The 23,856-nt window shown below is 49.5% G+C and carries 33 protein-coding genes, 1 pseudogene and 2 CRISPR repeat arrays; of the genes and pseudogenes, 11 read left to right on the forward strand and 23 right to left on the reverse strand.

The annotated features are described in order from the left end of the window. Positions 1 to 438: 438 nt before the first annotated feature. Together JCM14467_RS11280 and JCM14467_RS20170 are read right to left on the reverse strand one after the other, a co-directional pair. Positions 439 to 702: pseudogene (locus tag JCM14467_RS11280) on the reverse strand (PaREP1 family protein); the annotation flags it as partial. Next, positions 693 to 824 carry a hypothetical protein gene (locus JCM14467_RS20170; RefSeq protein ID WP_342765539.1) on the reverse strand — a complete coding sequence of 44 codons (132 nt, stop codon included), beginning with the start codon at positions 822 to 824 and terminating at the stop codon, positions 693 to 695. The gene JCM14467_RS20170 and the pseudogene JCM14467_RS11280, both read right to left, overlap by 10 nt. Before the next feature lie 12 nt (positions 825 to 836). Between JCM14467_RS20170 and JCM14467_RS11285 the strand changes: the two genes are divergently transcribed. From JCM14467_RS11285 to JCM14467_RS11295, 3 genes are read left to right on the forward strand one after another with little or no spacing between them, the layout of a single operon-like run. After that, entirely contained in the window at positions 837 to 1,187 is a 351-nt protein-coding gene (locus JCM14467_RS11285; RefSeq protein ID WP_252901459.1) for a hypothetical protein, read from the forward strand. Further along, positions 1,184 to 1,858 carry a CRISPR system precrRNA processing endoribonuclease RAMP protein Cas6 gene (gene cas6 / locus JCM14467_RS11290; RefSeq protein ID WP_054850213.1) on the forward strand — a complete coding sequence of 225 codons (675 nt, stop codon included), beginning with the start codon at positions 1,184 to 1,186 and terminating at the stop codon, positions 1,856 to 1,858. The genes JCM14467_RS11285 and cas6 overlap by 4 nt, the downstream gene beginning before the upstream one ends. A 55-nt stretch (positions 1,859 to 1,913) precedes the next feature. Beyond that, the gene (locus JCM14467_RS11295) at positions 1,914 to 2,333 is read left to right on the forward strand and encodes a hypothetical protein (RefSeq protein ID WP_054850214.1); all 420 of its coding nucleotides are present in this window, start codon (positions 1,914 to 1,916) and stop codon (positions 2,331 to 2,333) included. Here JCM14467_RS11295 and JCM14467_RS11300 read toward each other — a convergent pair. From JCM14467_RS11300 to JCM14467_RS11345, 10 genes are all read right to left on the reverse strand, one after another. Continuing rightward, positions 2,310 to 2,576, reverse strand: a complete 267-nt coding sequence (locus tag JCM14467_RS11300) for a hypothetical protein (protein ID WP_252901460.1) — start codon at positions 2,574 to 2,576, stop codon at positions 2,310 to 2,312. The two genes, JCM14467_RS11295 and JCM14467_RS11300, sit on opposite strands and share 24 nt — an antisense overlap. Beyond that, positions 2,563 to 2,835, reverse strand: coding sequence for a hypothetical protein (locus JCM14467_RS11305; RefSeq protein WP_054850216.1), 273 nt, complete (start codon positions 2,833 to 2,835; stop codon positions 2,563 to 2,565). Before JCM14467_RS11305 ends, JCM14467_RS11300 begins: the two co-directional genes overlap by 14 nt. Further along, entirely contained in the window at positions 2,808 to 2,990 is a 183-nt protein-coding gene (locus JCM14467_RS11310) for a hypothetical protein (RefSeq protein ID WP_054850217.1), read from the reverse strand. The genes JCM14467_RS11305 and JCM14467_RS11310 overlap by 28 nt, the downstream gene beginning before the upstream one ends. 112 nt (positions 2,991 to 3,102) lie before the next feature. Further along, positions 3,103 to 3,795 carry a hypothetical protein gene (locus JCM14467_RS11315; RefSeq protein ID WP_054850218.1) on the reverse strand — a complete coding sequence of 231 codons (693 nt, stop codon included), beginning with the start codon at positions 3,793 to 3,795 and terminating at the stop codon, positions 3,103 to 3,105. Then, positions 3,795 to 4,526: a hypothetical protein gene (locus JCM14467_RS11320; protein WP_054850219.1), complete on the reverse strand. Its 732-nt coding sequence runs from the start codon at positions 4,524 to 4,526 to the stop codon at positions 3,795 to 3,797. Before JCM14467_RS11320 ends, JCM14467_RS11315 begins: the two co-directional genes overlap by 1 nt. Before the next feature lie 40 nt (positions 4,527 to 4,566). Continuing rightward, positions 4,567 to 5,184 (reverse strand): hypothetical protein, encoded by a 618-nt coding sequence (locus JCM14467_RS11325; RefSeq protein WP_252901461.1) that lies wholly within the window; start codon positions 5,182 to 5,184, stop codon positions 4,567 to 4,569. Beyond that, positions 5,184 to 5,522: a hypothetical protein gene (locus JCM14467_RS11330; protein WP_054850221.1), complete on the reverse strand. Its 339-nt coding sequence runs from the start codon at positions 5,520 to 5,522 to the stop codon at positions 5,184 to 5,186. The genes JCM14467_RS11325 and JCM14467_RS11330 overlap by 1 nt, the downstream gene beginning before the upstream one ends. Next, on the reverse strand, positions 5,500 to 6,282 hold the full coding sequence (locus tag JCM14467_RS11335) for a hypothetical protein (RefSeq protein WP_252901462.1): 783 nt from the start codon (positions 6,280 to 6,282) through the stop codon (positions 5,500 to 5,502). Before JCM14467_RS11335 ends, JCM14467_RS11330 begins: the two co-directional genes overlap by 23 nt. Before the next feature lie 137 nt (positions 6,283 to 6,419). Next, positions 6,420 to 7,412, reverse strand: a complete 993-nt coding sequence (locus JCM14467_RS11340; RefSeq protein WP_252901463.1) for an RAMP superfamily CRISPR-associated protein — start codon at positions 7,410 to 7,412, stop codon at positions 6,420 to 6,422. Next, positions 7,403 to 7,831 carry a type III-A CRISPR-associated protein Csm2 gene (locus JCM14467_RS11345; protein WP_054850223.1) on the reverse strand — a complete coding sequence of 143 codons (429 nt, stop codon included), beginning with the start codon at positions 7,829 to 7,831 and terminating at the stop codon, positions 7,403 to 7,405. Before JCM14467_RS11345 ends, JCM14467_RS11340 begins: the two co-directional genes overlap by 10 nt. 44 nt (positions 7,832 to 7,875) lie before the next feature. Here JCM14467_RS11345 and JCM14467_RS11350 point away from each other — a divergent pair, with 44 nt between their 5' ends. The 4 genes from JCM14467_RS11350 (at position 7,876) to JCM14467_RS18145 (ending at position 9,723) form a co-directional block, all read left to right on the forward strand. Further along, positions 7,876 to 8,184 carry a hypothetical protein gene (locus tag JCM14467_RS11350; RefSeq protein ID WP_054850224.1) on the forward strand — a complete coding sequence of 103 codons (309 nt, stop codon included), beginning with the start codon at positions 7,876 to 7,878 and terminating at the stop codon, positions 8,182 to 8,184. Next, positions 8,178 to 8,987, forward strand: coding sequence for an ATP-binding protein (locus JCM14467_RS11355; protein ID WP_054850225.1), 810 nt, complete (start codon positions 8,178 to 8,180; stop codon positions 8,985 to 8,987). Before JCM14467_RS11350 ends, JCM14467_RS11355 begins: the two co-directional genes overlap by 7 nt. 278 nt (positions 8,988 to 9,265) lie before the next feature. Next, the gene (locus JCM14467_RS11360; RefSeq protein ID WP_054850226.1) at positions 9,266 to 9,469 is read left to right on the forward strand and encodes a hypothetical protein; all 204 of its coding nucleotides are present in this window, start codon (positions 9,266 to 9,268) and stop codon (positions 9,467 to 9,469) included. 116 nt (positions 9,470 to 9,585) lie between these two features. After that, positions 9,586 to 9,723 carry a hypothetical protein gene (locus JCM14467_RS18145; protein ID WP_252901464.1) on the forward strand — a complete coding sequence of 46 codons (138 nt, stop codon included), beginning with the start codon at positions 9,586 to 9,588 and terminating at the stop codon, positions 9,721 to 9,723. Between the two features lie 267 nt (positions 9,724 to 9,990). On the opposite strand, the gene JCM14467_RS11365 is transcribed toward JCM14467_RS18145, so the two are convergent. Genes JCM14467_RS11365 through JCM14467_RS11390 form a run of 7 tightly spaced genes read right to left on the reverse strand, consistent with a single transcriptional unit; the run spans position 9,991 to position 12,787 of the window. Then, positions 9,991 to 10,764 carry a hypothetical protein gene (locus JCM14467_RS11365; protein WP_054850227.1) on the reverse strand — a complete coding sequence of 258 codons (774 nt, stop codon included), beginning with the start codon at positions 10,762 to 10,764 and terminating at the stop codon, positions 9,991 to 9,993. Between the two features lie 29 nt (positions 10,765 to 10,793). Beyond that, on the reverse strand, positions 10,794 to 11,012 hold the full coding sequence (locus JCM14467_RS11370; RefSeq protein WP_054850228.1) for a thermopsin family protease: 219 nt from the start codon (positions 11,010 to 11,012) through the stop codon (positions 10,794 to 10,796). After that, positions 11,005 to 11,520: a hypothetical protein gene (locus JCM14467_RS11375; protein WP_054850229.1), complete on the reverse strand. Its 516-nt coding sequence runs from the start codon at positions 11,518 to 11,520 to the stop codon at positions 11,005 to 11,007. The genes JCM14467_RS11370 and JCM14467_RS11375 overlap by 8 nt, the downstream gene beginning before the upstream one ends. Before the next feature lie 35 nt (positions 11,521 to 11,555). After that, positions 11,556 to 11,843 carry a thermopsin family protease gene (locus JCM14467_RS11380; RefSeq protein WP_054850230.1) on the reverse strand — a complete coding sequence of 96 codons (288 nt, stop codon included), beginning with the start codon at positions 11,841 to 11,843 and terminating at the stop codon, positions 11,556 to 11,558. Beyond that, positions 11,822 to 12,352, reverse strand: coding sequence for a hypothetical protein (locus JCM14467_RS11385; RefSeq protein ID WP_054850231.1), 531 nt, complete (start codon positions 12,350 to 12,352; stop codon positions 11,822 to 11,824). The genes JCM14467_RS11380 and JCM14467_RS11385 overlap by 22 nt, the downstream gene beginning before the upstream one ends. A gap of 1 nt (position 12,353) precedes the next feature. Beyond that, positions 12,354 to 12,485, reverse strand: coding sequence for a hypothetical protein (locus tag JCM14467_RS19535; RefSeq protein ID WP_256359253.1), 132 nt, complete (start codon positions 12,483 to 12,485; stop codon positions 12,354 to 12,356). A gap of 53 nt (positions 12,486 to 12,538) precedes the next feature. Then, entirely contained in the window at positions 12,539 to 12,787 is a 249-nt protein-coding gene (locus JCM14467_RS11390; RefSeq protein ID WP_054850232.1) for a hypothetical protein, read from the reverse strand. Positions 12,788 to 12,953: 166 nt separating this feature from the next. Here JCM14467_RS11390 and JCM14467_RS11395 point away from each other — a divergent pair, with 166 nt between their 5' ends. Further along, entirely contained in the window at positions 12,954 to 14,180 is a 1,227-nt protein-coding gene (locus tag JCM14467_RS11395; RefSeq protein ID WP_054850233.1) for a hypothetical protein, read from the forward strand. Between the two features lie 8 nt (positions 14,181 to 14,188). Here JCM14467_RS11395 and JCM14467_RS18150 read toward each other — a convergent pair whose 3' ends face one another. The 3 genes from JCM14467_RS18150 to JCM14467_RS11405 all read right to left on the reverse strand — a co-directional run bounded on the left by JCM14467_RS18150 (position 14,189) and on the right by JCM14467_RS11405 (position 19,457). Continuing rightward, positions 14,189 to 14,416: a hypothetical protein gene (locus JCM14467_RS18150; RefSeq protein WP_252901465.1), complete on the reverse strand. Its 228-nt coding sequence runs from the start codon at positions 14,414 to 14,416 to the stop codon at positions 14,189 to 14,191. Between the two features lie 348 nt (positions 14,417 to 14,764). Then, a CRISPR array of direct repeats spans positions 14,765 to 15,769; the repeat unit is 25 nt; unit sequence GAAGATTTCAATAGAATATTGAAAC. 45 nt (positions 15,770 to 15,814) lie between these two features. Then, positions 15,815 to 18,373: a thermopsin gene (locus tag JCM14467_RS11400; RefSeq protein ID WP_252901502.1), complete on the reverse strand. Its 2,559-nt coding sequence runs from the start codon at positions 18,371 to 18,373 to the stop codon at positions 15,815 to 15,817. 211 nt (positions 18,374 to 18,584) lie between these two features. Then, a complete protein-coding gene (locus JCM14467_RS11405) occupies positions 18,585 to 19,457 on the reverse strand; it encodes a hypothetical protein (protein ID WP_054850234.1) in 873 nt (290 codons plus the stop codon). Between the two features lie 669 nt (positions 19,458 to 20,126). On the opposite strand from JCM14467_RS11405, the gene JCM14467_RS11410 reads away from it, so the two are divergent. The 3 genes from JCM14467_RS11410 to JCM14467_RS11420 are packed head-to-tail and all read left to right on the forward strand — an operon-like array spanning position 20,127 to position 21,744. After that, a complete protein-coding gene (locus JCM14467_RS11410) occupies positions 20,127 to 20,483 on the forward strand; it encodes a hypothetical protein (protein WP_054850235.1) in 357 nt (118 codons plus the stop codon). Further along, entirely contained in the window at positions 20,459 to 21,388 is a 930-nt protein-coding gene (locus JCM14467_RS11415; protein ID WP_252901466.1) for a CRISPR-associated DxTHG motif protein, read from the forward strand. Before JCM14467_RS11410 ends, JCM14467_RS11415 begins: the two co-directional genes overlap by 25 nt. Then, the gene (locus JCM14467_RS11420) at positions 21,385 to 21,744 is read left to right on the forward strand and encodes a hypothetical protein (protein ID WP_054850237.1); all 360 of its coding nucleotides are present in this window, start codon (positions 21,385 to 21,387) and stop codon (positions 21,742 to 21,744) included. The genes JCM14467_RS11415 and JCM14467_RS11420 overlap by 4 nt, the downstream gene beginning before the upstream one ends. A 603-nt stretch (positions 21,745 to 22,347) precedes the next feature. Then, positions 22,348 to 22,867: a CRISPR direct-repeat array (repeat unit 25 nt; unit sequence GAAGATTTCAATAGAATATTGAAAC). 50 nt (positions 22,868 to 22,917) lie between these two features. Here the strand turns inward: JCM14467_RS11420 and JCM14467_RS11425 are convergent. Then, entirely contained in the window at positions 22,918 to 23,793 is an 876-nt protein-coding gene (locus JCM14467_RS11425; RefSeq protein WP_054850238.1) for a hypothetical protein, read from the reverse strand. Positions 23,794 to 23,856 lie beyond the last annotated feature (63 nt).

Genomic DNA, 23,856 nt, shown 5'->3' on the forward strand with positions numbered 1-23,856 from the left:
GATCACGAAATAACGGTGACACCATATGTTGAAGACACCATAGAAAGAAGATTTCAATAGAATATTGAAAGTTAAATCCCCAGTTGTTGTTTGAACCTTGATGGGGTTGGAAATTGGAAGATTTCAATAGAATATTGAAAGGTGTTTACTCAGTCGTTGCGTTGAACATGGGTATTGCCGTGACGTGAAGATTTCAATAGGATATTGAAAGATCCCCTCCTCAAGGTCCTCTCTACACCTCTCGTTAATGCAGGAGAAGATTTCAATAGAATATTGAAAGAATAACGCCCAGACGCCCCAATCAACACTGAGGGGAATAGCGGGGAGGATTTCAATAGAATATTGAAGGCTCGGTGGGTAGGTGTGGCTTTGTCGCGGGTATGGCCTGGCGTTGGTGTTTGGGCGTTCCTTGCTCACGGTAAGGCCCTTGATTAGGTGTTACGGTCCCTGGTTTAGGAGTTTTTCCACCTCTCTTATCAGTGCCTCGATTATTGGTACTCTGTACTTTACATCGTTTATGTCTATCCTGACTTCGTGGAAGCCGTTGACGTGTAGGAAGTAGGCCTCGGCCCAAGCCCTCTCCACGGCATCGCCCAACCTGCGCGCTGCCTTGTCCAGTAGGCTCACGGTCCACCTACCCTTTTCCATAGCCGTCCTGGCCTCGTCGAGGTTCCTGGCAATGGCCAGGGCCTTTAAGCCCTCCTCAACTGCCTTGTAAAGCTTCTCGCAGGCCTGGACGACATTACCCTTCTCGGCGAAGCGAGGCCCTCGTTAAACATTTCAAGGGCTAGTCTAGCATGCTCCAGGGCCTCGCTGCTGGCCATACCATTGGTATAATGGCCTGGCCGTTTAAAACTCTTCTCGGCGTCGGATATGGTAATTGTGCATGTGCGTTCAACCTTAGGTGGCTCCATAGTGGTAAAGGGTGGCTGTTGGGTGCTGCCTGTGGGTGGTGGGTTTTGATTGTGTTTCTTTGTGGTAAGGGTGATAAATCCCTCTTTGCCATTTGTGGTTTGGTGACGCTGGTCTTTGTGTTCAACCTTGGTATTAGGTCATCATCGCCCATGGTACTCAGCGGCTTCACCGGCTCGATGGCCATGTCCATATTCCTAAACCTACTCAACACGATTGAGCGGGGCCTTGGTGATGAGCTTCATGCTAGGAGGGTCCTAAGCCCGTTTCCGTGACGCCGCTCATGCATAATGGTAGGGTTTTGTTTAGGGGTGATCACGTGGTGCCGCCTAATGAGGAGTTGAGGTTTAGGGTTACCGTGGTTGGTGAGTCCCTTGGGCTTAGGCTGCTTAATGGGCTTGAGGGCGTTAAAAACGTGAAGGTCGGTAGTGTTGATGCTTCGCTTAGTGTCCTTGGTGTTGAGGTTCTTAGGATCGACGACCTATGGAGGGTTGGTGGGAGTAGGTTTAGGATTGAGTTCCTTAGCCCTGTTAGGTTTGCTAAGAGGAGTACCATGGGTAGGAGGCGTAGGGTTAGGTTTGACTTCTGCCCGAGTATAACAAACATACTGCTTACGACGATAAACCATTACTCAACCGTTGTTGGTCTTGGCAGTGAGTTGAAGTCTTGGCCGTACCTGGTTAGGTGGGCTTATAATTATGTGTATATGAGGGATATGAGGGGTAGGGTCGTGGCCACTAGGCATGCTGGTAGGCCTGAGCTGGGCTTCATGGGCTCCGTGGAGTTCGAGATAGTGAGTAGGAGACAGTCGAGGATTCAACAGTTGTGGCATTTGCTGAATTATGCGGAGCTCATTAACGTGGGTACGGGCAGGAGTATGGGGTTTGGGATGATAAGGATAGTGACGACCAGCCAGGGCCAGGCAGGGTCAAGCCAGGGCCGTTGATGATTCTAACGACCATGGGCTCGGCCCATTCCCCACGCATGGGTTAGGCATAAGTATGGGTGTTGCCGATCTAGGCGTGTACTTCCTTGTTTTGCCAAGTAGGTGTGGTGGTTTCTTGGTTACTGAACATTTTGCCTTTAGGCCTGTGGATTTTGGGGATTTTGCCTACACACTAGTCAACACACTCAATGAGTGCGGCGTCCTACCTATGCTTCATATTGCCGGTGTTGGCAGGTTTGTTATTAGTAAAGACCTAGGTATTAGGCTCCTAGTTTGGCTTGGTGGGCAGGGGCATGCCAGGTTTAGGCCACCTAGCCTCTCAGCGTTAGCCACCCTAATTCACCTTGCCAGGAGGATAAAGTGCGGATTAGGCGTCTGCGATTTTTACGGCGACCTATCCCTCCTTGACCTAGCTAGGTTTAGGTATGTGCTGCCTATCGAGTATAAGGTGCTACCAGCCGGCCCCACCCTCTGACCTAGCCCTGAGTACGTACATGTTCACGCTGGCTATAGCCCTCCCCAGAATCCTCAAATACTGCCCTACACCATCCTCACTACCACACTTGATGTTCTTTAGCAGGTTTACCAGGTTTTCCGGCATTAATTCACGGCCCAGTTCATTGACTGCCCGTGAAACAGTATCCCTATTCCTATTGTAGTAGTAGGTGTATTCTATTATGGCCCTAAGAAGCTCCTCCTGGCATCTAGCAGTTGCCACCATTTGACGCAACCTCGTAAAGTACGTTATAAATCTCTACAAAATGCCTATTTAACCTATAGAGCATTGATGAGCTTACACCCTGGCCCTCCTCAAGATCCGCGTAATCATGTCTCATCGATACGTAGTTGGCAATGCCCAGTACGTCATCTGGCCCCAGTATTATTGGGGCCCTGTCCGTATCCATCACGTAAATCAGTGACGAGCCCCTATTCCTCTCCTTAGCCCTTATTAGCCTATCCTCAGTCTCCAGCCACACAAGTAGATTGGTTGATAAACATCGTGCACCATCGCGCCGGCGGCGACGTTTATCGAGAATTCATTAGCCCTAATGATGAGCCGCGCCATGTAGTCCAACGCCATGTGGTCCCCGATCACCACAACATCGTCACCGCCACTGTATATGAGGAACACGCCTCCACCATACCTTGCCTGATTACTGCTTATTAAATAGGCGCCGTATGCGTCAAATATCGTTGTTAGTAGGTTGGTGAAGAACGCGTATGTTGCTGCATCCCTCGCGGCATTAGCTTAATCCTACCCATCGAGTTTGCATCAGCCTAATAGTTATAGCCATGTTCCCCATCCCTATTTTCTCCAAATCCATAACATCGCCTGTCTCGCCTGCCTCGGGGTCTGTGGGCATTGTCGTGTTCAGGAAGATGACTGAATTGGCAACATTGCCCGTGCAGCTGAACCTCAACTCATTTAAATTGTAGTGAACATACTCATTACTGCAGTTTGGACTAACCCCCTCAGGGCATATGGCGTAGTCAATGCCCAGTAGGTTCACATTTTTGCAATGGTCCCTACCATAGTTACTGGTCCTTAGCCTAGCAATAAATCCCAGCCTCCTACTCACCGTGCCTATTTCATGGGCCTTGTAGCAGAAGGGGCACATCCTTAACGTGGTGCCGTCAAGCATCCGCACTCTCTCTAGCTTTTCCGACGCCATGCCACACATATCGCATAGACCCATGCCATTAATGTGAACCCTCCTATACCTACCATACCTCCGCCTAATGAGCTCCCTCTCAAGCTCATCCAGGACCTCGCGGAAGCTAGCATCAACACTATGGGCCTTGGTGTAGGCTATGACTAGGCCTAGTCTACCTTCAAATTCACTGATAACCGCCGACTCCACGTCATCTACAGCCTCATTTAATACGTCTTCACCGACATCAGGTATCAGCATTACGACCTCACCACCCGTATTCATTAGTATGTTCGCTGGGCTGAGTACGTCGTCCCTGAGGGCTTTGTTGGCGTCGTTAATGAGCCTAATGGCCGCGGCTGCTGGACCAGGTTTATGAGGATTGACCTACCCTTTAACTGCCTCATCGCCTGCTTAGTCCTCTGTATCCTGCCTATAACGTCCTGTATACCCACGACATCTATGCCCAGGAGCCTATAGTTGCCGTCTGTGGACGCGTAAGCCATGGCTGCGTGGGCCACTGCATATGCCGAGTAGCGGTTGCCGCCCTCGCAGTTGGAGTATGGGACGTAGAGTATGGTTAGTCTCATCACGGTCAACAATGTTTCAACTAACTGCTGGTAATCCATGCGTAGGCCCGCTAATGAGTTAACATACCTATCAATTTCATCAACAATATCCTTGTAACTACCCCTAGCCCTAACGCCATATTTGACAACATCGAGTGTTAGAGCGGGTCCGACAGTAACTACTTTATCCCCGCTTATGAAGTCGATTACGACACTCGAATCACCTGGGCATTCCCGGCTTGGCTCCAGACTCCTTCCCACGGCGTAGTTGATGCGGCTCATTGCCGCATTTTCCCTAATCAACTGCTCAACCTTGACGGCATCAAGGCCTGCGCTAGCTAATAGGTTTCTCAGCTTGTTGAGGTAGTAGACTGCGTTGTCTACGTCTGAGCCACCATATGCCCTACTCCTAACCCTACCCAATACGTAAAGTGCTATGGCGACCACAGCTCCTTACTCATTCAGCCCACCTCAATGCACACCCATCCTACGGCTCATTGCCTGCTAACCTAACCGTGGCATCGCCCCAGGGCTTACCGAGCTTATTACTTACGTAGTCCGCGACCCTGGAAACCAGTTCTGGGCTATACCTCTCCAGCAGGTTGATTACGGTCTTCCACCTCCTGCCTGCGCCAAACCCGACCCTCATTGGTATGCCATCCCCACATTTAGGTACCTTAAGGCCCCTCCTACCCTCAAATGATGAAACCTCATCGCTGAATGCCCTGAGTGCATTTGCTATATCGCCATAGTTTAGCAACCTAGCCCTTACATCATCAGTGACTGGGGGATGCCTTATAACCACCTCATACTCAAGCCTAACGCCTGGCTTTAGGCCGATTGCCATAACCCTGTACTTATCTTCCCTATCGTGGATGCAGTAGACGCCGTAGTCATTTAACCGAGACTTGGATAACTGCCTTATCACTAGGTCCTTAAATAATCGGTATGGGGCCTCATGCATCACCTCATTATAGACCCTCTCGATGACTACCGTTAGCACGTTATCCTCAGCCGTGGAGGAGACCATGTTCAATTTAGGCCTCGCAAGAAGCTCCTCGGAAACGGCCTTGATGAAATTCTCCCTAAGCCCCTCATCCCTCATCAACAACCAATGCAGGTACGCAGTCCTGACCAGCCCCTTAACCTCACTGGGCGGTATACCCTCTGGCTATGGTCGAGGACCTCGACGCCCTCACACTTAGTTATTACGGCGTAGTCCCTCACCGAGTACTTACCGGGGTTCCTAGACACGGTGTTCATCAGGGCATTTAACACCTGCCTATAGTCCGGCGACCTGACGTTGATTAATTGCTCAATGGGTAGCCTATTAATGTCGATTACGTAGAGCCTATCCCCACTGACTATGGCGTCTAACCCAATATGCAGTCTACCTCCGTTTAACACGAATGTCGGCGTCTCAACATTGATAACGAGTCTCATACCACAACCACAGCGGGTCAAGTCTCTTAACGCAGTTAGGCCCGGTTAATGTTTCAAAATCCAGGTAATCCCTATGTACCACAGAGCCGTCGGTGAGGATGGAAATAGGACCCATTACGTAAAACGGATTACTACATACCCAACCTCTAACAATAGAATTAACGCACCCAATGACCTCCGACCTACGTGGCAGTGCAGTGCCAAGTAGCAGTGCGTGACTTCCCGAATCCCATGGATAATCAATGGTGCTGACATCAATCACGGTGAAGTGGCCAAGGCCAACACTCCTCTCCCCACCAATACCCACCTTACCCAGGACCTCAAGGGCGGTCCTGGCCCTGCCCATGTCCGCACCCTCCCTCAGCGTGAAGTAGAGCACGTAGTCAACGATTGGTTGGAATGCCGCAACCCTGTAGGTGTCTGCGTTATTGAATACCCTGCCCAGGACATTCCTCTGAATACCAACCCTAACACCGTAATCACCAACATGCCTATACTCACGGCCACCGCAGCGAACCCTAACAGCGCCGTCGTCAACGTCAACGTCGGGCTCATAGAGGCAGTCAAGCGGTATATAGGCTAACTTCTTGATCCGCTTAATCGCGGTATGGATCTTGCTATAATCATTAACATACTTTTTACTAACTAAGTCAAGTAATTGAATCTTTAGGTCGATGGGCATTGGAACCGTGAGTACGGGACCACCACTGCCTGTGAAGGCCATTGTACATTGAGGAAACCCTGTCAATGCCGTGGTCAATACCCATGTGCGTCAGATTCTCAAGTGCCGAGTGCACGGTGTCTGACGGTACGTAGTCCAGGGTATCCATTAAGCCAGTCCTACCAACCCTGAAGTCCCAGGAACCTAACTATTGCATAGCCAACCCTCATTTACGCTCACGTTGAGCCACAGACAATCTTCTTAATGTCGTCAAACACAGTCATTTTATCGATGAAGTCCCTCAACTCCCTCAAGTCCCTAAACCTACCCAACTCCCTGGGCGCAGGCTCATTAGCCGCCAGGTTGTGTAGGGACAGGACTATGTCCCTGAACTTAACGTTCCCGTAACCCCTAGTGCCCGAGCCACCTATGTAGGTCTCCTCAACAAGCATCAACGCATCGACCAGGGACTGTAGGTAGTAGCGGGCTGGGTAGTCCCTGATGTACTCCCTCAACTTACTATGCTCCTCACACTCCCTACGCCTACACATGTCGAGGTCGAATACCAGGAATGAGATCGACCCCTCAAACTCAACGTCAGGCTTAACCCTAAGTATTGTCCTTGGGTCTGCGGCGCTCGTGACCCTATCAATCCTATTCTCACTCTTCTCCTCAAGGAAATCCTCAAAGGTTACGTTATTGCAACCATCCTTCTCATCACATAGTTTTTTTAACGTAATTTCCTGATGGGTATATGTCTCTGAATATGGCTCTAGTAGCGCCCAGCACTTCTCAACAAGCCATGCATATGGATGGGGACCCTCCTCACCGGGCTGATAATCCTTAGGCTGTATGGACATACTACCAAACACGTTATCGACTGGACAGTACGGGTCATCATGAATTATCTGATTGCTCCCACCAACCCTCATGTGGTAGTAGATCTTACCATCTGTGGTGCTTAAGCTAAGGCCTAGGGCAAGCTCAAGTAGTGACCTGGCCCTACCTTTAAGGGAACTGCCCGGTATGTATGGTACCCGCAGCGAGTAATTTTTATTATCAATACTATATTGTTTATATATCGACATTGGCTCAACATCTGCTGCACCCATGATTTCCCTAGCCTTGGCGTTCCTAATCAGGAAGCCGGTCTCATTAATGAGTTTAAATTTTAACTCAAAAATACCAACAAGTCTCAGCTGGGGCGAGAGGTACTGTCTCACAGCCATTCCTCCTCACCCCTCTTACTACTATAAATGACGTATGCTAGGAATGCGTCAAGCGAATCCCTGAGGGTTTCTGCAAGCCTCCTAGCCTGCTGTGGGTCCCTGGCATTCCTTATCTCATCAAGTGCCTGCTTAATACCATTAGCTAAGTCCTCATCAATGACGCCGCGGTTCTTCTGATACTCAAGAATTACGTTCAGCCTAAATAAGGCCCTTTGATACTGGTCAATAACGCCAGAAGAAGTGGAGGAGGATATTATCTTATCCAGGACTGGCACAATCATGTTATAGATCTTCCTAAAGGAGGCAGCCGTAGTCCTATAAACCCTATAGCTCATCAAGGCCTTTAAACCATTATCATAATTTCCGCTCTTAAAGCTCTGTACAACATTTGAGTAGAAGCGTGAAAAACCGTATGACATTACATAAATTTTATATAAAGTTTCTTAAAAGCATTACTCTAAAGATGCCCAAGTTAACGATTAAGGGAGGTTTAACATATGGTGGAAAGGGTATCAATTTTGATGTAAGTATTGATATTAAGCCGCTAACCATACTAATCGGGCCGAACCTAAGCGGGAAGTCGCTAACACTCATGTGCCTAGCAAGGCTGGCGAGGAGGAAGATCATAGCGAGGGGTTACGTGAATGATCGTATCAATGAGTTACCGCGGTCGCTGGAGTGTGCAGGTGATGATTTGAATTACGACTATGCAGTATATGTCGATACGTATAGAACTATGCTGCAGCCATTTGTAAGGATAAGTCTGTGTTAGACGAAATAAGGAGGGCTGTTGAGGAACTGGGAGATGAGAACCTACGTGCTATAAGAAATTCCATATTACGCGATGTTGATACTCTTAATAAATCGCTCTCAGAGAATGAGGTAGCTGGGGATCTACGCATTAGAGCCAGCATGAGATTTCTATATTATGCGATGGATCTTTTCGAGAAGGCACGTAAAGAATTTCAAGCAATAATCGAGGAAGTCTCAAAGTCCCTTGGCGAGCGCGGTGAGGACTTCAGGAGGGCGCTCAGCCACTTCATGCCGTTATTCATCGAATACGTCAATACTGCAGATAATAACAGTGCATGGTATTGGTACGACCTCGAATTAGGCAATACCGGCCTTAATGTTGAGGAGCTCTCCAGCGTCTATGCACCATCTCTCGTGGTCTTCTACGCACTACATACCTACGCGTTGCCGCAAAACTCTGTGCTCCTCATTGAGGAGCCCGAGGCGCATGCACACCCAAGTCTCTCGTTATTCCTGGGCTACTTCCTAAATAAACTTGTGCAGGATAGTGAGCGGAGGCTTAGGGGCGGTGAGAAGCCGTGGATATTCCACATAGTCACTGCCACACATAGCATGGACTTCCTGAGGGGAGCGCTGATGGCTGGTGAGGATACGGTGGAGGTTTACGTATTTAATAGGGATGTTGCTGAAGGCAAGATAACCGTGGAGCCCTGGTCAGGGGGTGCCGTTGTACCTGGCTTAACCGAGCCAGCGCTATTAACCATACTCAGTGGGGTGGTAAGAGGTGAAGAAAACGAAGCTAATAGGGATAAACATAGTTGATTTATACTACTGTGGGAAGCCACAAATAACACAAACAATAGAAAAAAATAATAGGTAACTTATATACGCTCGGTCGTGATAACGAATATTGTATCTTAGGTGAAAAAGGAGTTGAAAATTATTTAAATAAAATTATTAAAATTATCGAAGAATATTTAAATAATAAAAATAAAATCTCAGAGGTCCTGATAGCCTTCATAAATAAAGCAACTAACGTACTGTGCTTCGACCATAATGATTGCAATCCCAATAATAAATGCGTTGCGGGTTGTATTGTTGTGAATAAGCATGAGTCCCATCACCTTACGTGCTGTGTTGGGCGTGGCATCGCTGGCGTGTTAACCGTCAGGGCTGGTTGCAGTAAGGGGTGCAGTGAGGGTGTTAGTGCTAAGGAGGTTGATGGTGAGCTCGTGTGTGATAATTTCTTTAGGTGCAAACCCATTGATAGTTCAGGGTGTTGGCTTTACTGCTATAAGCAATAGTAAAATGTGGATGGTCAATAGGAGCTTACCTTGATTAAGTATAATGATACTTGGTAGTTAGTTCACTAAATGAGTTTATGAGGTAGGTTTTGAGTTGATAAGGCTTGTGGATGAGGTTGGCGGTGGGAGTTAGCGATTACGTGGACTCCGGTGTTTTCGATCTTAGTGAGGGTTACGACGTTGTCGGGTTTCCTGCGGTAATGCTGGCTTTGAGGTCATTGATAGGGATAGTATTGGGCTTAGGGATGGGCTGATTAGTGTTGGTTCCACGTCCGTGCCAGGTTCACGGCATTCAACGCACACATGGCCATCGGCGTTTTCGTAGGTCAGGACGCCTACTTAGGTGCCTGGGGTTCAGCCAGGTGGTTAGGGCTTAGGCTTGAAAGTAAGCCCTCAGTACCATTTAATTATTAATACTCTGAGCCATCCTTTTAGGCTTTAAATAAATATACACAATGAACACGGTATATACGCAATAATGCTCAAAAACCAAGTGGCAATCAATGATTGAAGGCCCTTGACTAGGGCGTGAAGCTCGGCGGCTCCGTGCCGGGCATCGCGGTTGATGAGTTTGTTGGTTGTGGCCAGGAGATCACGGCCTCATTACCGCTGGTGTAGATCCATGCGTTCATGACCCAACCACTCACGGGCCCAACCCCAGGCCTTACTGGGGCTTGTGCCCAGGCGGTGCCGTTCCAGTAGTATAGGGCTAGGACTGCGTACACGTCCCTAAAGTCAACACCCGCCCCAGTGGCTGGCCCCGAGATGGCTATGCTAGTCCCAGCGCCTGGCGTGATGACCGTGTTGGACCCAATCGTGTAGCTCATGAACCAATCCACGGACTTACCATTGCTCGAGTATCCCAGGTAAACCGTACCATCCTCAATACTGATCACGAACCAGCCACAATCACCACCAGCCGGGCCAGTCTCGCTAGAGAGTAACTGCCCATTGCTCCCCAGCACCTCCCCACTAACATTGATGCTCTCCAGGACGCCGTTGACCGTATTGTACGAGAAGCCCCACGCATCCTCAAGCGAGTAGCCATTGCTCAATTGGGCGTTGAGCTGCACGGTGTAACCCGGCGGGAAGTAGGCGCTGGAGTTCGGTTCATAAACACCGTTGACAAGCCAACCATCACTAGCCACATCAACCCTATACACGCAGTAGTAGCCAGCCAACGCCGTTGTTTGTGGTCCATCGTATGAGACACCCACGGGCTGGTAAGTTACGAAGGCCGGGTTCGGCGGAGCAAATGGGTTAATGCTGGGCGGCTTAACGGGCGGCATCGGCATTGTTGAGTTGGCTGGACGTGGGTATGAGACTATGGCTCATTCTGATTCGCATAAACCCAGGCCCTGAGCGTGAACTCGCCAGTGCCGCCGCCCTCAACAACAACCGGCGCCGGTGCCCAGGCCGTGCCGTTCCAGTAATACAACGCTAATACGGCGTATAACCTCGTGAAGTTAACACCCGCACTATTGCCCGGACCCGCAATAACGAGGTTGGTCTCATGACTAGGCACTATGGTCGCATTACCCACTGTAGGTGTAGTACCAATCCACCGACTCACCATTACTCGAGTAACCAAAGTACGCAGTGCCATTGACAACCCTCATAATTAGCCAACCACAGGGCTGGGCGGCCGGGCCCGTCTTGAGGGATAGGAGGGTGTTGTTTGACCACACATTCTCATCAACATTTATGCTCGTTAAGGCGCCGTTAGTTGTTGTGTAAGCACCACCATATACGTCCTGGATCCACAAACTATTGCTCAACTCCGCATTAAGCTGAACACCGTAGCCCGGTGGTAAATAGGCACTGGCGTTGGGTTGGTAAACGCCATTCACCATCCAACCATCACTAGACACATTGGCGACATAGACGCAGTAGTAACCAGCTAAAGCCGTGGTAGATGGGCCGTCATAGGTCACGCCAGCCGCCCTATTAATGATCAACACAGGGTTCGGCGGTGTCTCGGGTGTGAAGCTCGGCGGTTCCACGGTTGGCAGGGCAGCTGAGGAGTTCACGGCATTGGGCCAGGAAACCACGGCCTCTCCACGCCCCGTGAAGACCCAGGCATTGGTTACGAAACCCGTGTAGTAGCACCGCTAACCGCCTCAACGGGCGCTGGAACCCACGCTGTGTCGTTCCAGTAGTATAGGGTTAGGACCACGTAGAGGCTTGTGAAGTTAGCGTCAGCCCCATTGGTCGGTCCAGCGATTATTAGGTTTGTCTCCACGCCAGGGACTATTGATGCGTTAGACCCGATGCTGTAGCCGTAGTACCAATTAATGGACTTACCATCAACCGAGTACTCGAAGTAAAGCGTACTCCCGTTAATGCCGATGATTAGCCAACCGCAGTCGGGCACTGGAGGGCTATCCTGAAGTGGAGGACGCCGCCATTACCGCTCCAGACGGTGCCGCCGACGCTAATACCCCTCAGCACATTACCGTCAAAGTGCGGGAAACCCCAGGCATTCTGGGCAGTGTAGCCATTACTCAGCTCAACATTCAACTGAACCGAGTAGCCAGGTGGTGAGTAAACGCTGGAGTTCGCCACGTAGGCGCCATTCACCAACGAACCATCGCTGGCGACCCTTGCCTGGTAAACGCAGTAGTAAGCCGCCAGGGCATCCGTCGGTGGACCCACGTACTCAACACCGGCAGGCGCGTTAGTGATGAGCATCGGGTTTGGCGGCGGCCTTGTTGATGATTGTGTCTGATTTATGGTTTGGTTCATGATGCCTAAGGTTTGGTTAGTGAGTTGTGGGTGGGTCATCATGTACACCACGCCTGCAATAATAATTAGTATGAAGAATGCCAGGAAGATCCCAAGGAACACAAGGCCTATGGTCCTCAGGAGGCCCATGAAAACCACCTCATAACCCTACTCCCTCCTCATTGAGCTTCCTGGCAATGATGACACTACCATCCCCAGTCCTGTACTTCATCAACTCCACACCCTCATTAACCATGAACGGCCTAGGCGGTAACTCATCAACCCACTCCATGACGTATGGCATTAGCCAATCTGGTATTTCCTCCCTCGGTATTGCGTCAATTATTACGAAGCCTGGTTGAAGACTCCAACGCCGACACGGCGTCCGTGGTCTGTTAGGTAGTTTGCCACCTCGTCAGCCCACTCCGGCGGCTCGACCTCATCCCACTTATTAGTTCTTGAGTTGTAGATTAGGAGCCTGGCCGGTGGGTCGTGGTCGATATCGAGTAGTATCCTGGTTCTGACAATGCCATAAACACCCCTGGCAGTGCCAGGGGCTTGGTGAGGGGTGGAGCCAGTGGTGCTGGCGGCCATACAGTAATGCCATTGTTGAGGACCTATAAAAACCCAAACCTGCGAGGGATGACGAGGATATGCCTACGGTACCGCATTGCCGGTCTTCCCTACTCGGCGGTTCGGCGTGGACTCGGGCGCCGGCCTGGTGACGGGTATTTAATCCCCTACACGCAATACATAATGCGTGAGCGAGTACATCTACGTGACCGGGGAATTCATTAGGAAGGCTAAGGAACTCTGGAAACTGGACCAACTGGTGCAGGTCAAGGATGAGGGACTCAAGTGCGTGGTTAGGTACGGAGTGTACATGAAGTTCGGGAAGAAGCCGGACTGCGACCCAAGGGGCTACTTCACCAACGAGACCCATTACCTAATATTGGCGAACAACATTAATTGGGATGGGTTACTGGCCGTGCTCCTGGCGGAGCCGTACGCCGTCTTCATGGGGAAGATAAACCCAAAGGATAGGAGGTCATACACGTGGTATTACGTGGTTGGTAGGCAGGTCGGTGGCGGCTTATTTCTACACGAGGTTGAGCTGAGGGCGAGACCGCTAATCGACCTGGATAGGAAGGCGGTGTTTATTGGGCGGGTGGACACATCGGTGGTTTATGCAGCCCTTGGTTACGGCTATGACATGGAGCTGAACCCGGTGGACTTGAATGAGGTTGGCTATGGGTTCGTTAGGGTTCAGGGTGACGTGGCCATGAGGATAGCGAGGGTTCTTGACTTTAGGGAGGAGGTTGGTAACGTTATTGCTCAGCAGTTGTTCGATATATTGACCAGCCACTACATTAGGAAAATTGCCGATGAGTTGATGAATAACGGCGTTAACGTGGACATAACGGCATCAAACACCCTCTTTGTCCCGTTCCCAAACACTTATAATTTGGGTGAGGTGGAGGGTGCGCTGCATGAGTACGTGAGCAAGATCGTGAGCGACCCCGCCGTGCGTATCTACGTGCGGTGGAGCCTAAACCCGCTTGGGTTTAGGGTGGAGCTTAGGGTTAATAGGGACGTGGTCATGAGGGGTGATGCCAACTCGTACATGGCGAGTATTTATCACAGCGTGGTTGATGCAGTGGCTAGGGAGTACGTGAAGTACGAGGGCGAGTATCAATTATCCTTTGGTAGGCACGTCATTAGGTACGTTGGTTGGCCGCAGAGCGCCTCCATGTTCGTGGACACGCCAATTGGTAAACTACTAATCAATGTTGCCTTCCCCGCAACCCAATTCATCGCCAGGGAGGTCATGATCACCCACCCAGAGCACAAGCCCTTCTACTACAGGTTCAACGAGCCAATGCGCATCGAGGTCTACAGCATCAACAATAGGGCTGTGGACCTGGAGAACTACTACGCACTAACCAAACTACTCAACATCAAGAGATCAAAGATCGCATACCGTTAAGCCCAGCCCTAATCAACCCTGAGCACGTACCTACTCCTACCACCCAGGGAAGCCCTAAGCGAATCAGCACTAACAACATTAACAAACACCCCCTCCCTCACCCCACCAACACCCCTATCCTCACCCAAAACCTGAACCCTAGCCCTAACCCCAGCCCGCCCCTCCACAACAACCACCAAAAACAAAAACAACAAACAAGTACTTAAACCCAACCACACGAAAACCACAACACCCATTAAAACAAACCCCAACAAAGGCACAAAACCATGCACTGAAGAATGTTTAGCATGCACGATTTCGTGCACACAATCATAAGCCCTTCCTTTGCGGAGTTGAACGCATCAATATTCATGCAGTGTGCACGTTACCATGCACCTTCTCCATTTTACAAAGTATAAATTACCATTGGAACAGGCTCGGTTTTGAGGAATTGAACCTAATCACAAAAACAGCGATTCAACCCCCAGGTAAGAATCGTTGGAACAAGTGCGAACCGTGAACGAACATGGGGATAAACGCTCCAACGAGAATCATGGGGAGGGGTGGAGTAACGCTTATAAAACCCCAAATAAACAAACGAACCGGAGGATTTCAATAGAATATTGAAACCCCCTAACGTAAACCACGTTGCTCGGTGAAGCCTCAATAATCCTGAGGAGGATTTCAATAGAATATTGAAACTAATCGTTATAGCCCTCATAGCAAACACCACGTGAGATACTCAAGTAAGAGGATTTCAATAGAATATTGAAACAACCGCCCAGACCTTCCCGCTTGAGTTCATTATCCGACACGAGGATTTCAATAGAATATTGAAACCAGCTTTATTCCTTGCTCTATGCACCAAGCCATACCTCGTCATAGAGGATTTCAATAGAATATTGAAACGTTATTTACGATGTCATTAACGAGCATCATGAAACCACGCCTATCCAGGGAGGATTTCAATAGAATATTGAAACATCTCTTTGGTCTTCGACTTCGAATATAAAGTTAAACATAAGCCATGAGGATTTCAATAGAATATTGAAACGGAACAATAGTCGTTATCCCATACGACGCAGTATGGGGCGTGAGGATTTCAATAGAATATTGAAACTAAGAGTGCTAAGCGTGTCGTGCAGGTCGTGGAACCCAGCGGTGAGAGGATTTCAATAGAATATTGAAACGGTAAACATCCGCCTTCCTCGTGTAAAACCTGTAAAGCCTGACGGAGGATTTCAATAGAATATTGAAACTATATAATACACGTCGCTGCCACTGCTCGAATTAAAACCCAGAGGATTTCAATAGAATATTGAAACATGTATGGCGCGAATAATAACACGGCGTAATCTAATTTCCTGTCAAGAGGATTTCAATAGAATATTGAAACAAAGCCACGCACATCATTTGCAATAACCGCATCACCATCACCGAGTATCGAAGATTTCAATAGAATATTGAAACGGTATTTTAGAGTATTGTAGCTTGACCTTGAGGCTGCCAAGCCTCAGAAGATTTCAATAGAATATTGAAACCCATATCTCCACGCATCACTTGCCATTAGACCCATATTTATCAGGAGGATTTCAATAGAATATTGAATTTCCTATACTATCCTTAGAAATGGAATGTTTGGGACTGAGGTTCGTTTAACACCTGGTGAGTCTAGGTGGTGCTGGCTGGAGGATTTTGATGGGAGATGGGGAGGTTCTTCCCTTTGGTATTGTGTTGGTGTGTGGTGGGTGTTTTAGTGATGATGTTGGGGTTGATTGTTGTTGGCTTGGTTTGCTTCGTCGTGGGTTTTTCAGGTCTGTGCTTTGTGAGTCTTCATGTTTGTTTTCCTCATTGGCCTTGGCTGCTTGTTCGTGGTTTGTGGCGTGCTTGGCTGCTATGGCTGCGGTGATTGCTGTGGCTAGTCCTCCGTAGAGTGCGGTTGTTAGGGCCCAGTTGACTTGCCAATGCACGGTTATGCTCGTTGGCTTGGTGGCTGTGATTGTGTAGCCTGGCTCGCTCATGAATAGGCCGCCTGTGAATACGGTGGCTGGCTTAATGGTTATGACTGCTCCCTCGTTAACCCATACTGTGGTTCTTGCGGCCACGGTACCGTTTACATTGACTGGGTATGGGCTTGTCACGGTGATGAGGTACTGGCGTTCGAACCTGCTTGGCGGTATTTCGATGGTTAGTGGTGAGGTTATGGTTATTGACTCGTTATTACCCACGTAAACCAGCCTGGTCCCGTTGCTCAGTACGTAGTACCTGGGTATGAGTACCGAAACAATGGAGCCGAGGTTTGCCCAGGCGCTCACGGTGGTGCCAGTCAGGTTTTGGGCGCTTGATATTGATAGTGTGATTGGTACTGGGCTGGTCACGTTTACCTGGTACTGCCTCGTCCAGTTCACGACGATGGTGTATGGGTAGCTCATGGGGAGCTCCGCCGTGTTGTTCGTGATCACGTTGTATAGTGAGCCGAATAGGTAAATGTCATAGCCGCTAAAGACTAGGCGCGTCTCATTGCCCAGGTTGTATATTGAGGGCTCGCTCAGGGTTACCACGCTTCCCCTGTTGTACCAACCACTCAAGCCATTAAGTAGGCCGCTTGGGTCCTCGACAGTGAGTATGTACTGTAGCGTGTAGTTAACGTAAACACTTGTTGGTCCATTGAGTGTTAGGTTGATGACCCCGCTCGGTACGACGAGTGTGTTGTTGATTACGTAGTTGATCAAGGCATACCTAGTCTCACCGGGTGTCAGCACCACGGTCTGTGGCTCACTCAGCGTCACCGTTGAGCCGACCGTGTAGATACTAGTTGCCGTACCGCTCACGGGGCTTATGATCGTTAGTGGTATGAAGTAGCTCCTGCCTAGGAAGCCGAGTTCCTCAAAGCCGTTTAGGACCTCGACTTCACCGTAGCCAATGGGTACTGAGTATGTGTCGTATATGGTCTCACCCGTGTCATCGCCGAAGTCCCACATTGAGGGTATCGGCGACAGGTACTTGTCGCTTGGGTATGGCCAGGCGAAGTAGAGGGCTAGGTCCACGTTAAGGGACTTAGCAATAGTACACTCGTAATTCCGCCACCCAGTGATCACGAGCTCTGCGTCATTGGGTAATCCACGACCATTAAGTGTTGGTGAGACCTCCATGTAGGCGGCGGTGGCTGGGACCTTTATCGTGACGTTATCATACCAATTAATTGATTGGCCATTAAACGAGTAGCCAAAGGCGACCCAGGGATAGCCGCTGCTTGATAGGCCGGTCTTGATAATGAGGTATACGGTGAGTGGTAGGCTTACATGCGTGGTTGGTAGGTAATAACCGTAGTAATGATCCTTTCCTGAGGTATATACCGCGCCATTACCGCTGATTAAGGCATTGCTCAGCATTGAGGGGTATGACGAGAAGTTCCATATGTTGTCCCAGACATATGCAATATTACTCAGTGAGTTCAGGCTGAAAATGTCCTGAGGCCAATAGTACTGAACCTGCCCGCTGGTCGTTTTCACGACCATGATTACATTCATCTCTACACTAAACCAATTACTACCAGGCTCAACGCTACCGCTTGGGCATGCATTGGGCTCTTGGGTGTAGGCGTTGTTTATTGTGGCTATGCCAATGAACTCGTTGGTCCTGTAGCTGTAGGCGAATAATGAGCCGTTGATGAAGGTAATGCCGTAGTCAGTAATGCCTATTGGGAATGCCCAATCACTACTTTCGGCACTGTTTGTTAAACCCGCGAAGTAAATGACGTATACGGATCTAGTCCCTGGGTTATATACGACTACATAGTACATGCCCGGTTCATTAACGTAGTAATAACCCGTAATGTTCGTGCCGCTCTCCGAGTATAGGTAACCACTGACATTCCTACTAGTAATAAATGTCTCGAACTCCTGATTATTAAATATGTAGAATGTAATGGGTAATTCACTCCACGCACTGAAATATATGTATGAGGGTCTTGTAACATTAAGGCCGCTCCCATCATAACCATTTGGCGGTAAGTATGATGTGAAAAGCACACCATTAGAGAAGTACATGGAAGGCTCAAACGACGGCGATGACACTACACTAAATATATTGATTGGTGGTATCCTCACAACACTGCCGAAGATGGACTGGGCATGGGCAGCGACTGGTAATGCCAATGCCATGGTGAGTATTAAGAGGATTACGGCCCAGGTCACCCTAGCGCTAACCCTCATGGCCTTCACCGCGCTTAATTTAGTGCTTCGGCAATAAAAACCCAGCCACACGGCTGGAACACGCCACGCCAGTCTCGTTGGACCATTACGCTAATGATTAATGACATGTACCCTTTACGGCTTCCATCGCCCTAACCGTGAGGATTAGTTTACCTGCTTTATCCATGTTCAAGCACTAGGCAGCGTATTGAGTGGCTTATTGAGCAGGTTGTTACCTGTGCCTTCCCTGCGATAGTAATGCCTTCAACTCCCTATACCTCTCCCTGATCGTTGCCCTACTCACCCCAACGGCTCTGGCGATGTCCTTCATCGTCAAGCCCTTGCCCTTGGCCATGGCCGCCATGTAAATGGCCGCCGCTGCAATGCCGATCGGGTTCTTACCGGCCACGGAGTTCCTACCCACGCTGCGTGCCCTCCTGAGTATGTTAATTGCCTCGGCAATCACGTCCCAATCAACGCCAAGCTTGGAGCCCAGCACCCTGACATAGTCAATTGGGTCGCTGAGCTTTACCTTAATCCTTAGGCTGCTCATCACGAACTTAACTGCCTCCATCACGCGGCCACCGTCAATGCCCACGTACCTGCCCAACTCCTCGGCACTCCTTGGCGTGCGGTTATTCCTACATGCCAGGTAGAGGCATGCCGCGGCGACGACTTCGACACTCCTACCCCTGAGTAAGCCCTTACCAACGATGTCGCTGAACACCTTAAGGGCCTCGTCAATGCACGGCTTGGGTAGGCCGGCCTGGGCAGAGACCCTATTAATGACGCTGCTAGCCTCAGCGATGCTGCGGTCCTCCTCCCCAGAATAAACAATGCCCTGCCACTTCCTAAGCCTCAGTGCCTCGAGCCTACGCCTAATACTCGGCGAATCACCGCCATCCCAGGCAGTGCCAATTACGGTTGAGGAAACGCCAATGAGCGGCCCAGCCCTTGCGCCATCGGCGCTCCTCCAGTCGGGTCCAAGGTCAATGGGTCGATCATCAACGACAGTCCCATCCCTAGAGTCAATAAGAAAGCCACTAACCGGATCCCTAACCAACCAACGACCGAAGCCCTCACCAACCTCAACGCCCGAACCCATTTTTAAGAGGCAGCTAGGCAGCCAAGGCGAAGGGGCAAAGACCCAAGTAATCAATGCACCTACCAATTTATAAACCAGACCCTGCGAAACACCGAGCAAGCTAAACCAAGTTTGTTTTAGATTCTCTTTAGAGATTTCACCCACTCCTAGGTCTGGGTATTATTATTAATACTCGCAATCGCAGTTTCAGATTCTCCTTAGAGAGATGAGGTATTTAGCATCGCACGCACAATGTGCGGAGCACCCTGAACCCTGAGTTTTAGATTCTCCTTAGAGATTTCCGAATTGCTGAAGACCCACCCCGTGGTGGGTCTCCAGGTCCCCACATTTCAGTTTCTCTTTAGAGATATTTAGTGATTATTGGTTCGAGGGCTAAGTTGCTTGGCGATTTAATTGCTTCAGATTCTCTTTAGAGATTTCGGGATCGTAACTTTATTAAGTTCTTTTTAAGCCTTACCCGCCCCTTCCTATGGTTTCCATTAGAACATTTATCCCTACGCACGTTCACGGGCCGCGCCTATTCCAACGGTTTTCACCTGGAATTGAACCGTTATTTTAATGGGTAGATTCAATTACTCGAAAACATGCCTCTTCCGACGGTCTATATAGGGCTATTTACTTCCTGCATTTGCGCAGTCCTTATTAGTGCGTGGCTGCATTCAGTACCATATGAGTTATCGCGCACTCGTGGTTAGTACCTGGGGTGACTTCAGGCGTTATCAACCGGCGTACTACGTCCATGAGGGCGGCGGAGCCGGCGTTAAGTGTAATTCCTCATCCATAGCCCTAACGCAGATTCTGAGTGCCCGTGGGCATGATGTTAAGGCCCTAGTAATACTACCGTACACGCTGCTTGGTCCTGAGGATATTGGTAATGCTGGGTCAATTGATTACCCGGTGGTTGTTGATAGGGTTGTTGGTAAGGCTAGGGAGCAAGTAAAGCAGTGGGTGGGTAGTGGTGATTGTGAGGCGGGTGACGCATTAACCGCCTTGAGTTCGCCGTGGTCCCAGCCATGGCCTCGATAATTGACACGAAGCTTAAGTTCGAGGCTAAGCCCAACCTATACCAATTAGCCGTTTACCACAGCGTGTATAGGGCCCTGACCAGCGGTGATTATGACTGGGTCTACCTGGATACGACGCATGGCATTAACTACATGCCGCACCTGGCCAGTGAGGCTGTGAGGTTGGCGGTTCACGTCTATGCCGTTAGGAGGGGGAGGCCCATTGAGTATGTCACGGTTAATTCAGACCCATACCCACAGCGTGAGAGGCCAACGGCTAAGCCCCAGGGCCAGTCCGAGGTGCCTAACCTAACAATTTACGAGACATACCACGAGACGGCCACGCCCCAGGGCGCACCTGGCGTGGTTGGTGCCTTGTCCCTAGACATCCTTAAGTGGTACGTCAGGACCACGTCACGAAATAATCGTGGGGAATTGCACGTGGATGAGGAGGCCCTCAGGCTTGGTTTGATCCTGGGTGTTTCGTTGAGGGATGCCCTGTACCCAGTCATGTTGTCGCTTGGGGATGAAATAGGCAGGTATAGGGACGTGGTTGTGTCCGACCTGGGGAGACTCGATACCGCGCCGGTGGGTGTTAGGCGTGATGGTGATTGGACCGTGGTGGCCCACACGTATGAGCCTAGCATCCTGAGGTCTAGCGGTGGCATTATGTATAGGGCGGCAATGGCGATGCATGCATTACTCGAGGTGGCGCATAAGTTGGTTGAGGACGTTAGGGGCGAGGTTATGGTCGTGAATGGCTCGGTAGCCCTCACGATAGACGCGCTGAGGAGGTTGAACAACGCCTATGGAAACATAACAAACCGCGCAATTGTAGAGAATGAAATAGCGAAGCTGCAGTACGTTGAAAATGACGTCAACAGGGACTTCATGAGTAAGCACGTGGGTAGCAGTACAGGCTCATGATCTTCGAGGCACACCCATACGACCAATTATGGACCAGGTGCGTAAGGAATGAGGTCAGTGCGTGCAAGACACTTGATGACTTACTAAACGCAATAGACCGCGGCGGGGAACCTCTGGAAATCAGCGGTATTAGTACTAAGTATGACCTATGCAGGATCGCCGCAGGTGATAGTGATGAGGCGGTCATTGATAAGTACAGGGACTTGATCTCGCACGTGGGTCTCGACATGTACAACACCTACGTAATAATCACCGAAGAAGGCGGTAAGCGCAAACCCCTAATCACGTACGGCGACAAAATAAACTGCCTAAAGGACTTAATTCACAGGAGCATAATGATCGAAATAACAGGCTAAACAACCAAGCCCACCAAAGCCCGTGAATAAGGATCGTTAGGGCCTCCACATACGCTATGGGCTCTGAGCCTGGAATTAAGGTCCGAATCACCGAGGGCCTACAACCCATGGCAGGTCAACCAAGGCGACAGCACCAGCCCAGGGACATAGCCTAAGACCATTGGATTAGACGCAACATCGAGACGCCAGCCTCAACCACCACCCATACGGGCGACGCGCACATCATCATTAACCACAACCAACCACTTAAGCAACCATAGAACCAAGCAACAGCCCACAGACACGAAACCATGCACTGAAGAATATTTAGTGTGCACGATACCGTGCACACAATTTTAAGCCTTTCCTTTTGGGATTGAACATATCAATGAACGTGTTGTGTGCATGGTTTCGTGCACTTTCTCCATTTTACATTGTATAAGGCATCATTAGAACAAGTACGGTTAGGTGGAATTGAATTGTTCGTTAGAACATCAATTCAATTCCTAATGCGGACCGTGGGAACAGGCACGAATCGTAGAGATTAAGAGTAGAAAGATGTTCCAATGAAACCAAAACACGAAAGAGAAAAACTTATAAAGGGGCTAATAAACAAACGCACCGGAAGATTTCAATAGAATATTGAAACTCTCGATAGGGATGCCGTTAATACGTTGCGTGAGTTAAGTAGTAATTACATTGTGAAGATTTCAATAGAATATTGAAACTCCTTCAAATGGTACAGGCAGGGCTATGCCAAGGCAATTCGAAGATTTCAATAGAATATTGAAACTCATAGTCATTACTCACGTGCATGAAGTAGCAGTGCCAGCCATGGAAGATTTCAATAGAATATTGAAACATTCAACTAGTACGACGACAACGACTCAGTCGTGCTACCCAGGAAGATTTCAATAGAATATTGAAACATCCTAACGCCTATATATGCATCATCCTCACGGCTATAGTATGTGAAGTGAAGATTTCAATAGAATATTGAAACTCGATAACCTCAAAGCCGTGTTGTGCCAGCACAACATCTATATGAGGATTTCAATAGAATATTGAAACCCGAAGTAGTTCAACACGAGCGCCTTACCGCATGTCTCATCAAGGGTTGAAGATTTCAATAGAATATTAAACGGGACGCGGTTTAGGTGTTGGTTCTTTAAGGCGTATTCAGGGTGAGAGATTTCAATAGATATTGAGGGGTTGGGCTTGGGTGTGGGTTAGGTGGTTTGTTTTTTTGTTTGGGTGTTTTTGTGGGCAGTTTGTTATGGCGTTTAGTATTTCCGCCGTTATTGCCTTCCTATTCTCCATGTCCACCCTCACCGACTGCTCCAGGTTCTTCACCTCCCAGGGCCATATCCCGGTGCGTTGCGGTGGTTGGTAGTTGATGAGGCTGTTCAATACCTTCATCACGTCCTCGTAGTCCACATCGCATTGGGCTAGGGCATAGGCCGTGTAGGCTATTAGCTCGTCCTTCCTACCCCACCTCAGGAACTCATTTATCGCGTTCGTCAGTGCCTCGTCCTCGCTTGACGCAGCCAGTGGCGACTCTCTCACGTGTTGCTCATAGATCCTCTCGCTAATCTTCTCGGCCGTCCTCGAGACCGCCGTGTATAGCCTATAGCCTATGAGTGACACGACGATCAGCAGTAGCACCAGTGATGCAGTCATTACATAGCCACTGTACGGCCTTAACTGTGGTACCTGGGTCAAGGCAGCCGCCAAACCTAGGATGAAGAATAGGGCTACCACGGGCTTAGACACGGCAATGATGTCACCACTCACGTGCCTAAGTGATGGGGCTAGCCCAGCAAGCATTGCCGCGCCCATTATTGCTGAGCCCATGGCTGCGTATAGGAATGGTAGTGCGGCGGGTGCGTAGGGTATTGAGGCGAGCACGGCCACGCCGTAGAGCACCACGGCGGCTCCTACGTAGGTTATTGAGTGCCTAACTGGTTCCCCGTATGAGTTCCCGTAGTTTGCTGTGATGGCTCCCGCCGTAATTATGAATAGTGCCGTGAATATGCCAGGTAGTTTGGCGTAGTGTATGAATCCCGTCACCAGGAGCTCCGTGTTGCCTAGGAGTAGGTAGGCGAGTAATATTGGGGCTATTAAGTCGCTATT

It is taken from the genome of Vulcanisaeta sp. JCM 14467 (assembly GCF_001316245.1).
Taxonomy (GTDB): domain Archaea; phylum Thermoproteota; class Thermoprotei; order Thermoproteales; family Thermocladiaceae; genus Vulcanisaeta.

Bases quoted from the DNA above. Each gene is read 5' to 3' on its own strand.
- JCM14467_RS11405 (WP_054850234.1), bottom strand. From the start codon at position 19,457: ATGGGTTCGGGCGTTGAGGTTGGTGAGGGCTTCGGTCGTTGGTTGGTT.
- JCM14467_RS19535 (WP_256359253.1), bottom strand. From the start codon at position 12,485: ATGGAGTGGGTTGATGAGTTACCGCCTAGGCCGTTCATGGTTAATGAG.
- JCM14467_RS11325 (WP_252901461.1), bottom strand. From the start codon at position 5,184: ATGAGGGATGAGGGGCTTAGGGAGAATTTCATCAAGGCCGTTTCCGAG.
- JCM14467_RS11340 (WP_252901463.1), bottom strand. From the start codon at position 7,412: ATGGCTGTGAGACAGTACCTCTCGCCCCAGCTGAGACTTGTTGGTATT.
- JCM14467_RS11315 (WP_054850218.1), bottom strand. From the start codon at position 3,795: ATGAATACGGGTGGTGAGGTCGTAATGCTGATACCTGATGTCGGTGAA.
- JCM14467_RS11345 (WP_054850223.1), bottom strand. From the start codon at position 7,831: ATGTCATACGGTTTTTCACGCTTCTACTCAAATGTTGTACAGAGCTTT.
- JCM14467_RS11285 (WP_252901459.1), top strand. From the start codon at position 837: ATGGCCTGGCCGTTTAAAACTCTTCTCGGCGTCGGATATGGTAATTGT.
- JCM14467_RS18150 (WP_252901465.1), bottom strand. From the start codon at position 14,416: ATGGGTGTTGTGGTTTTCGTGTGGTTGGGTTTAAGTACTTGTTTGTTG.
- JCM14467_RS11410 (WP_054850235.1), top strand. From the start codon at position 20,127: ATGAGTTATCGCGCACTCGTGGTTAGTACCTGGGGTGACTTCAGGCGT.
- JCM14467_RS11350 (WP_054850224.1), top strand. From the start codon at position 7,876: ATGCCCAAGTTAACGATTAAGGGAGGTTTAACATATGGTGGAAAGGGT.
- JCM14467_RS11420 (WP_054850237.1), top strand. From the start codon at position 21,385: ATGATCTTCGAGGCACACCCATACGACCAATTATGGACCAGGTGCGTA.
- JCM14467_RS11390 (WP_054850232.1), bottom strand. From the start codon at position 12,787: ATGGCCGCCAGCACCACTGGCTCCACCCCTCACCAAGCCCCTGGCACT.
- JCM14467_RS11400 (WP_252901502.1), bottom strand. From the start codon at position 18,373: ATGAGGGTTAGCGCTAGGGTGACCTGGGCCGTAATCCTCTTAATACTC.
- JCM14467_RS11365 (WP_054850227.1), bottom strand. From the start codon at position 10,764: ATGCCGATGCCGCCCGTTAAGCCGCCCAGCATTAACCCATTTGCTCCG.
- JCM14467_RS20170 (WP_342765539.1), bottom strand. From the start codon at position 824: ATGGCCAGCAGCGAGGCCCTGGAGCATGCTAGACTAGCCCTTGAAATG.
- JCM14467_RS11330 (WP_054850221.1), bottom strand. From the start codon at position 5,522: ATGAGACTCGTTATCAATGTTGAGACGCCGACATTCGTGTTAAACGGA.
- JCM14467_RS11295 (WP_054850214.1), top strand. From the start codon at position 1,914: ATGGGTGTTGCCGATCTAGGCGTGTACTTCCTTGTTTTGCCAAGTAGG.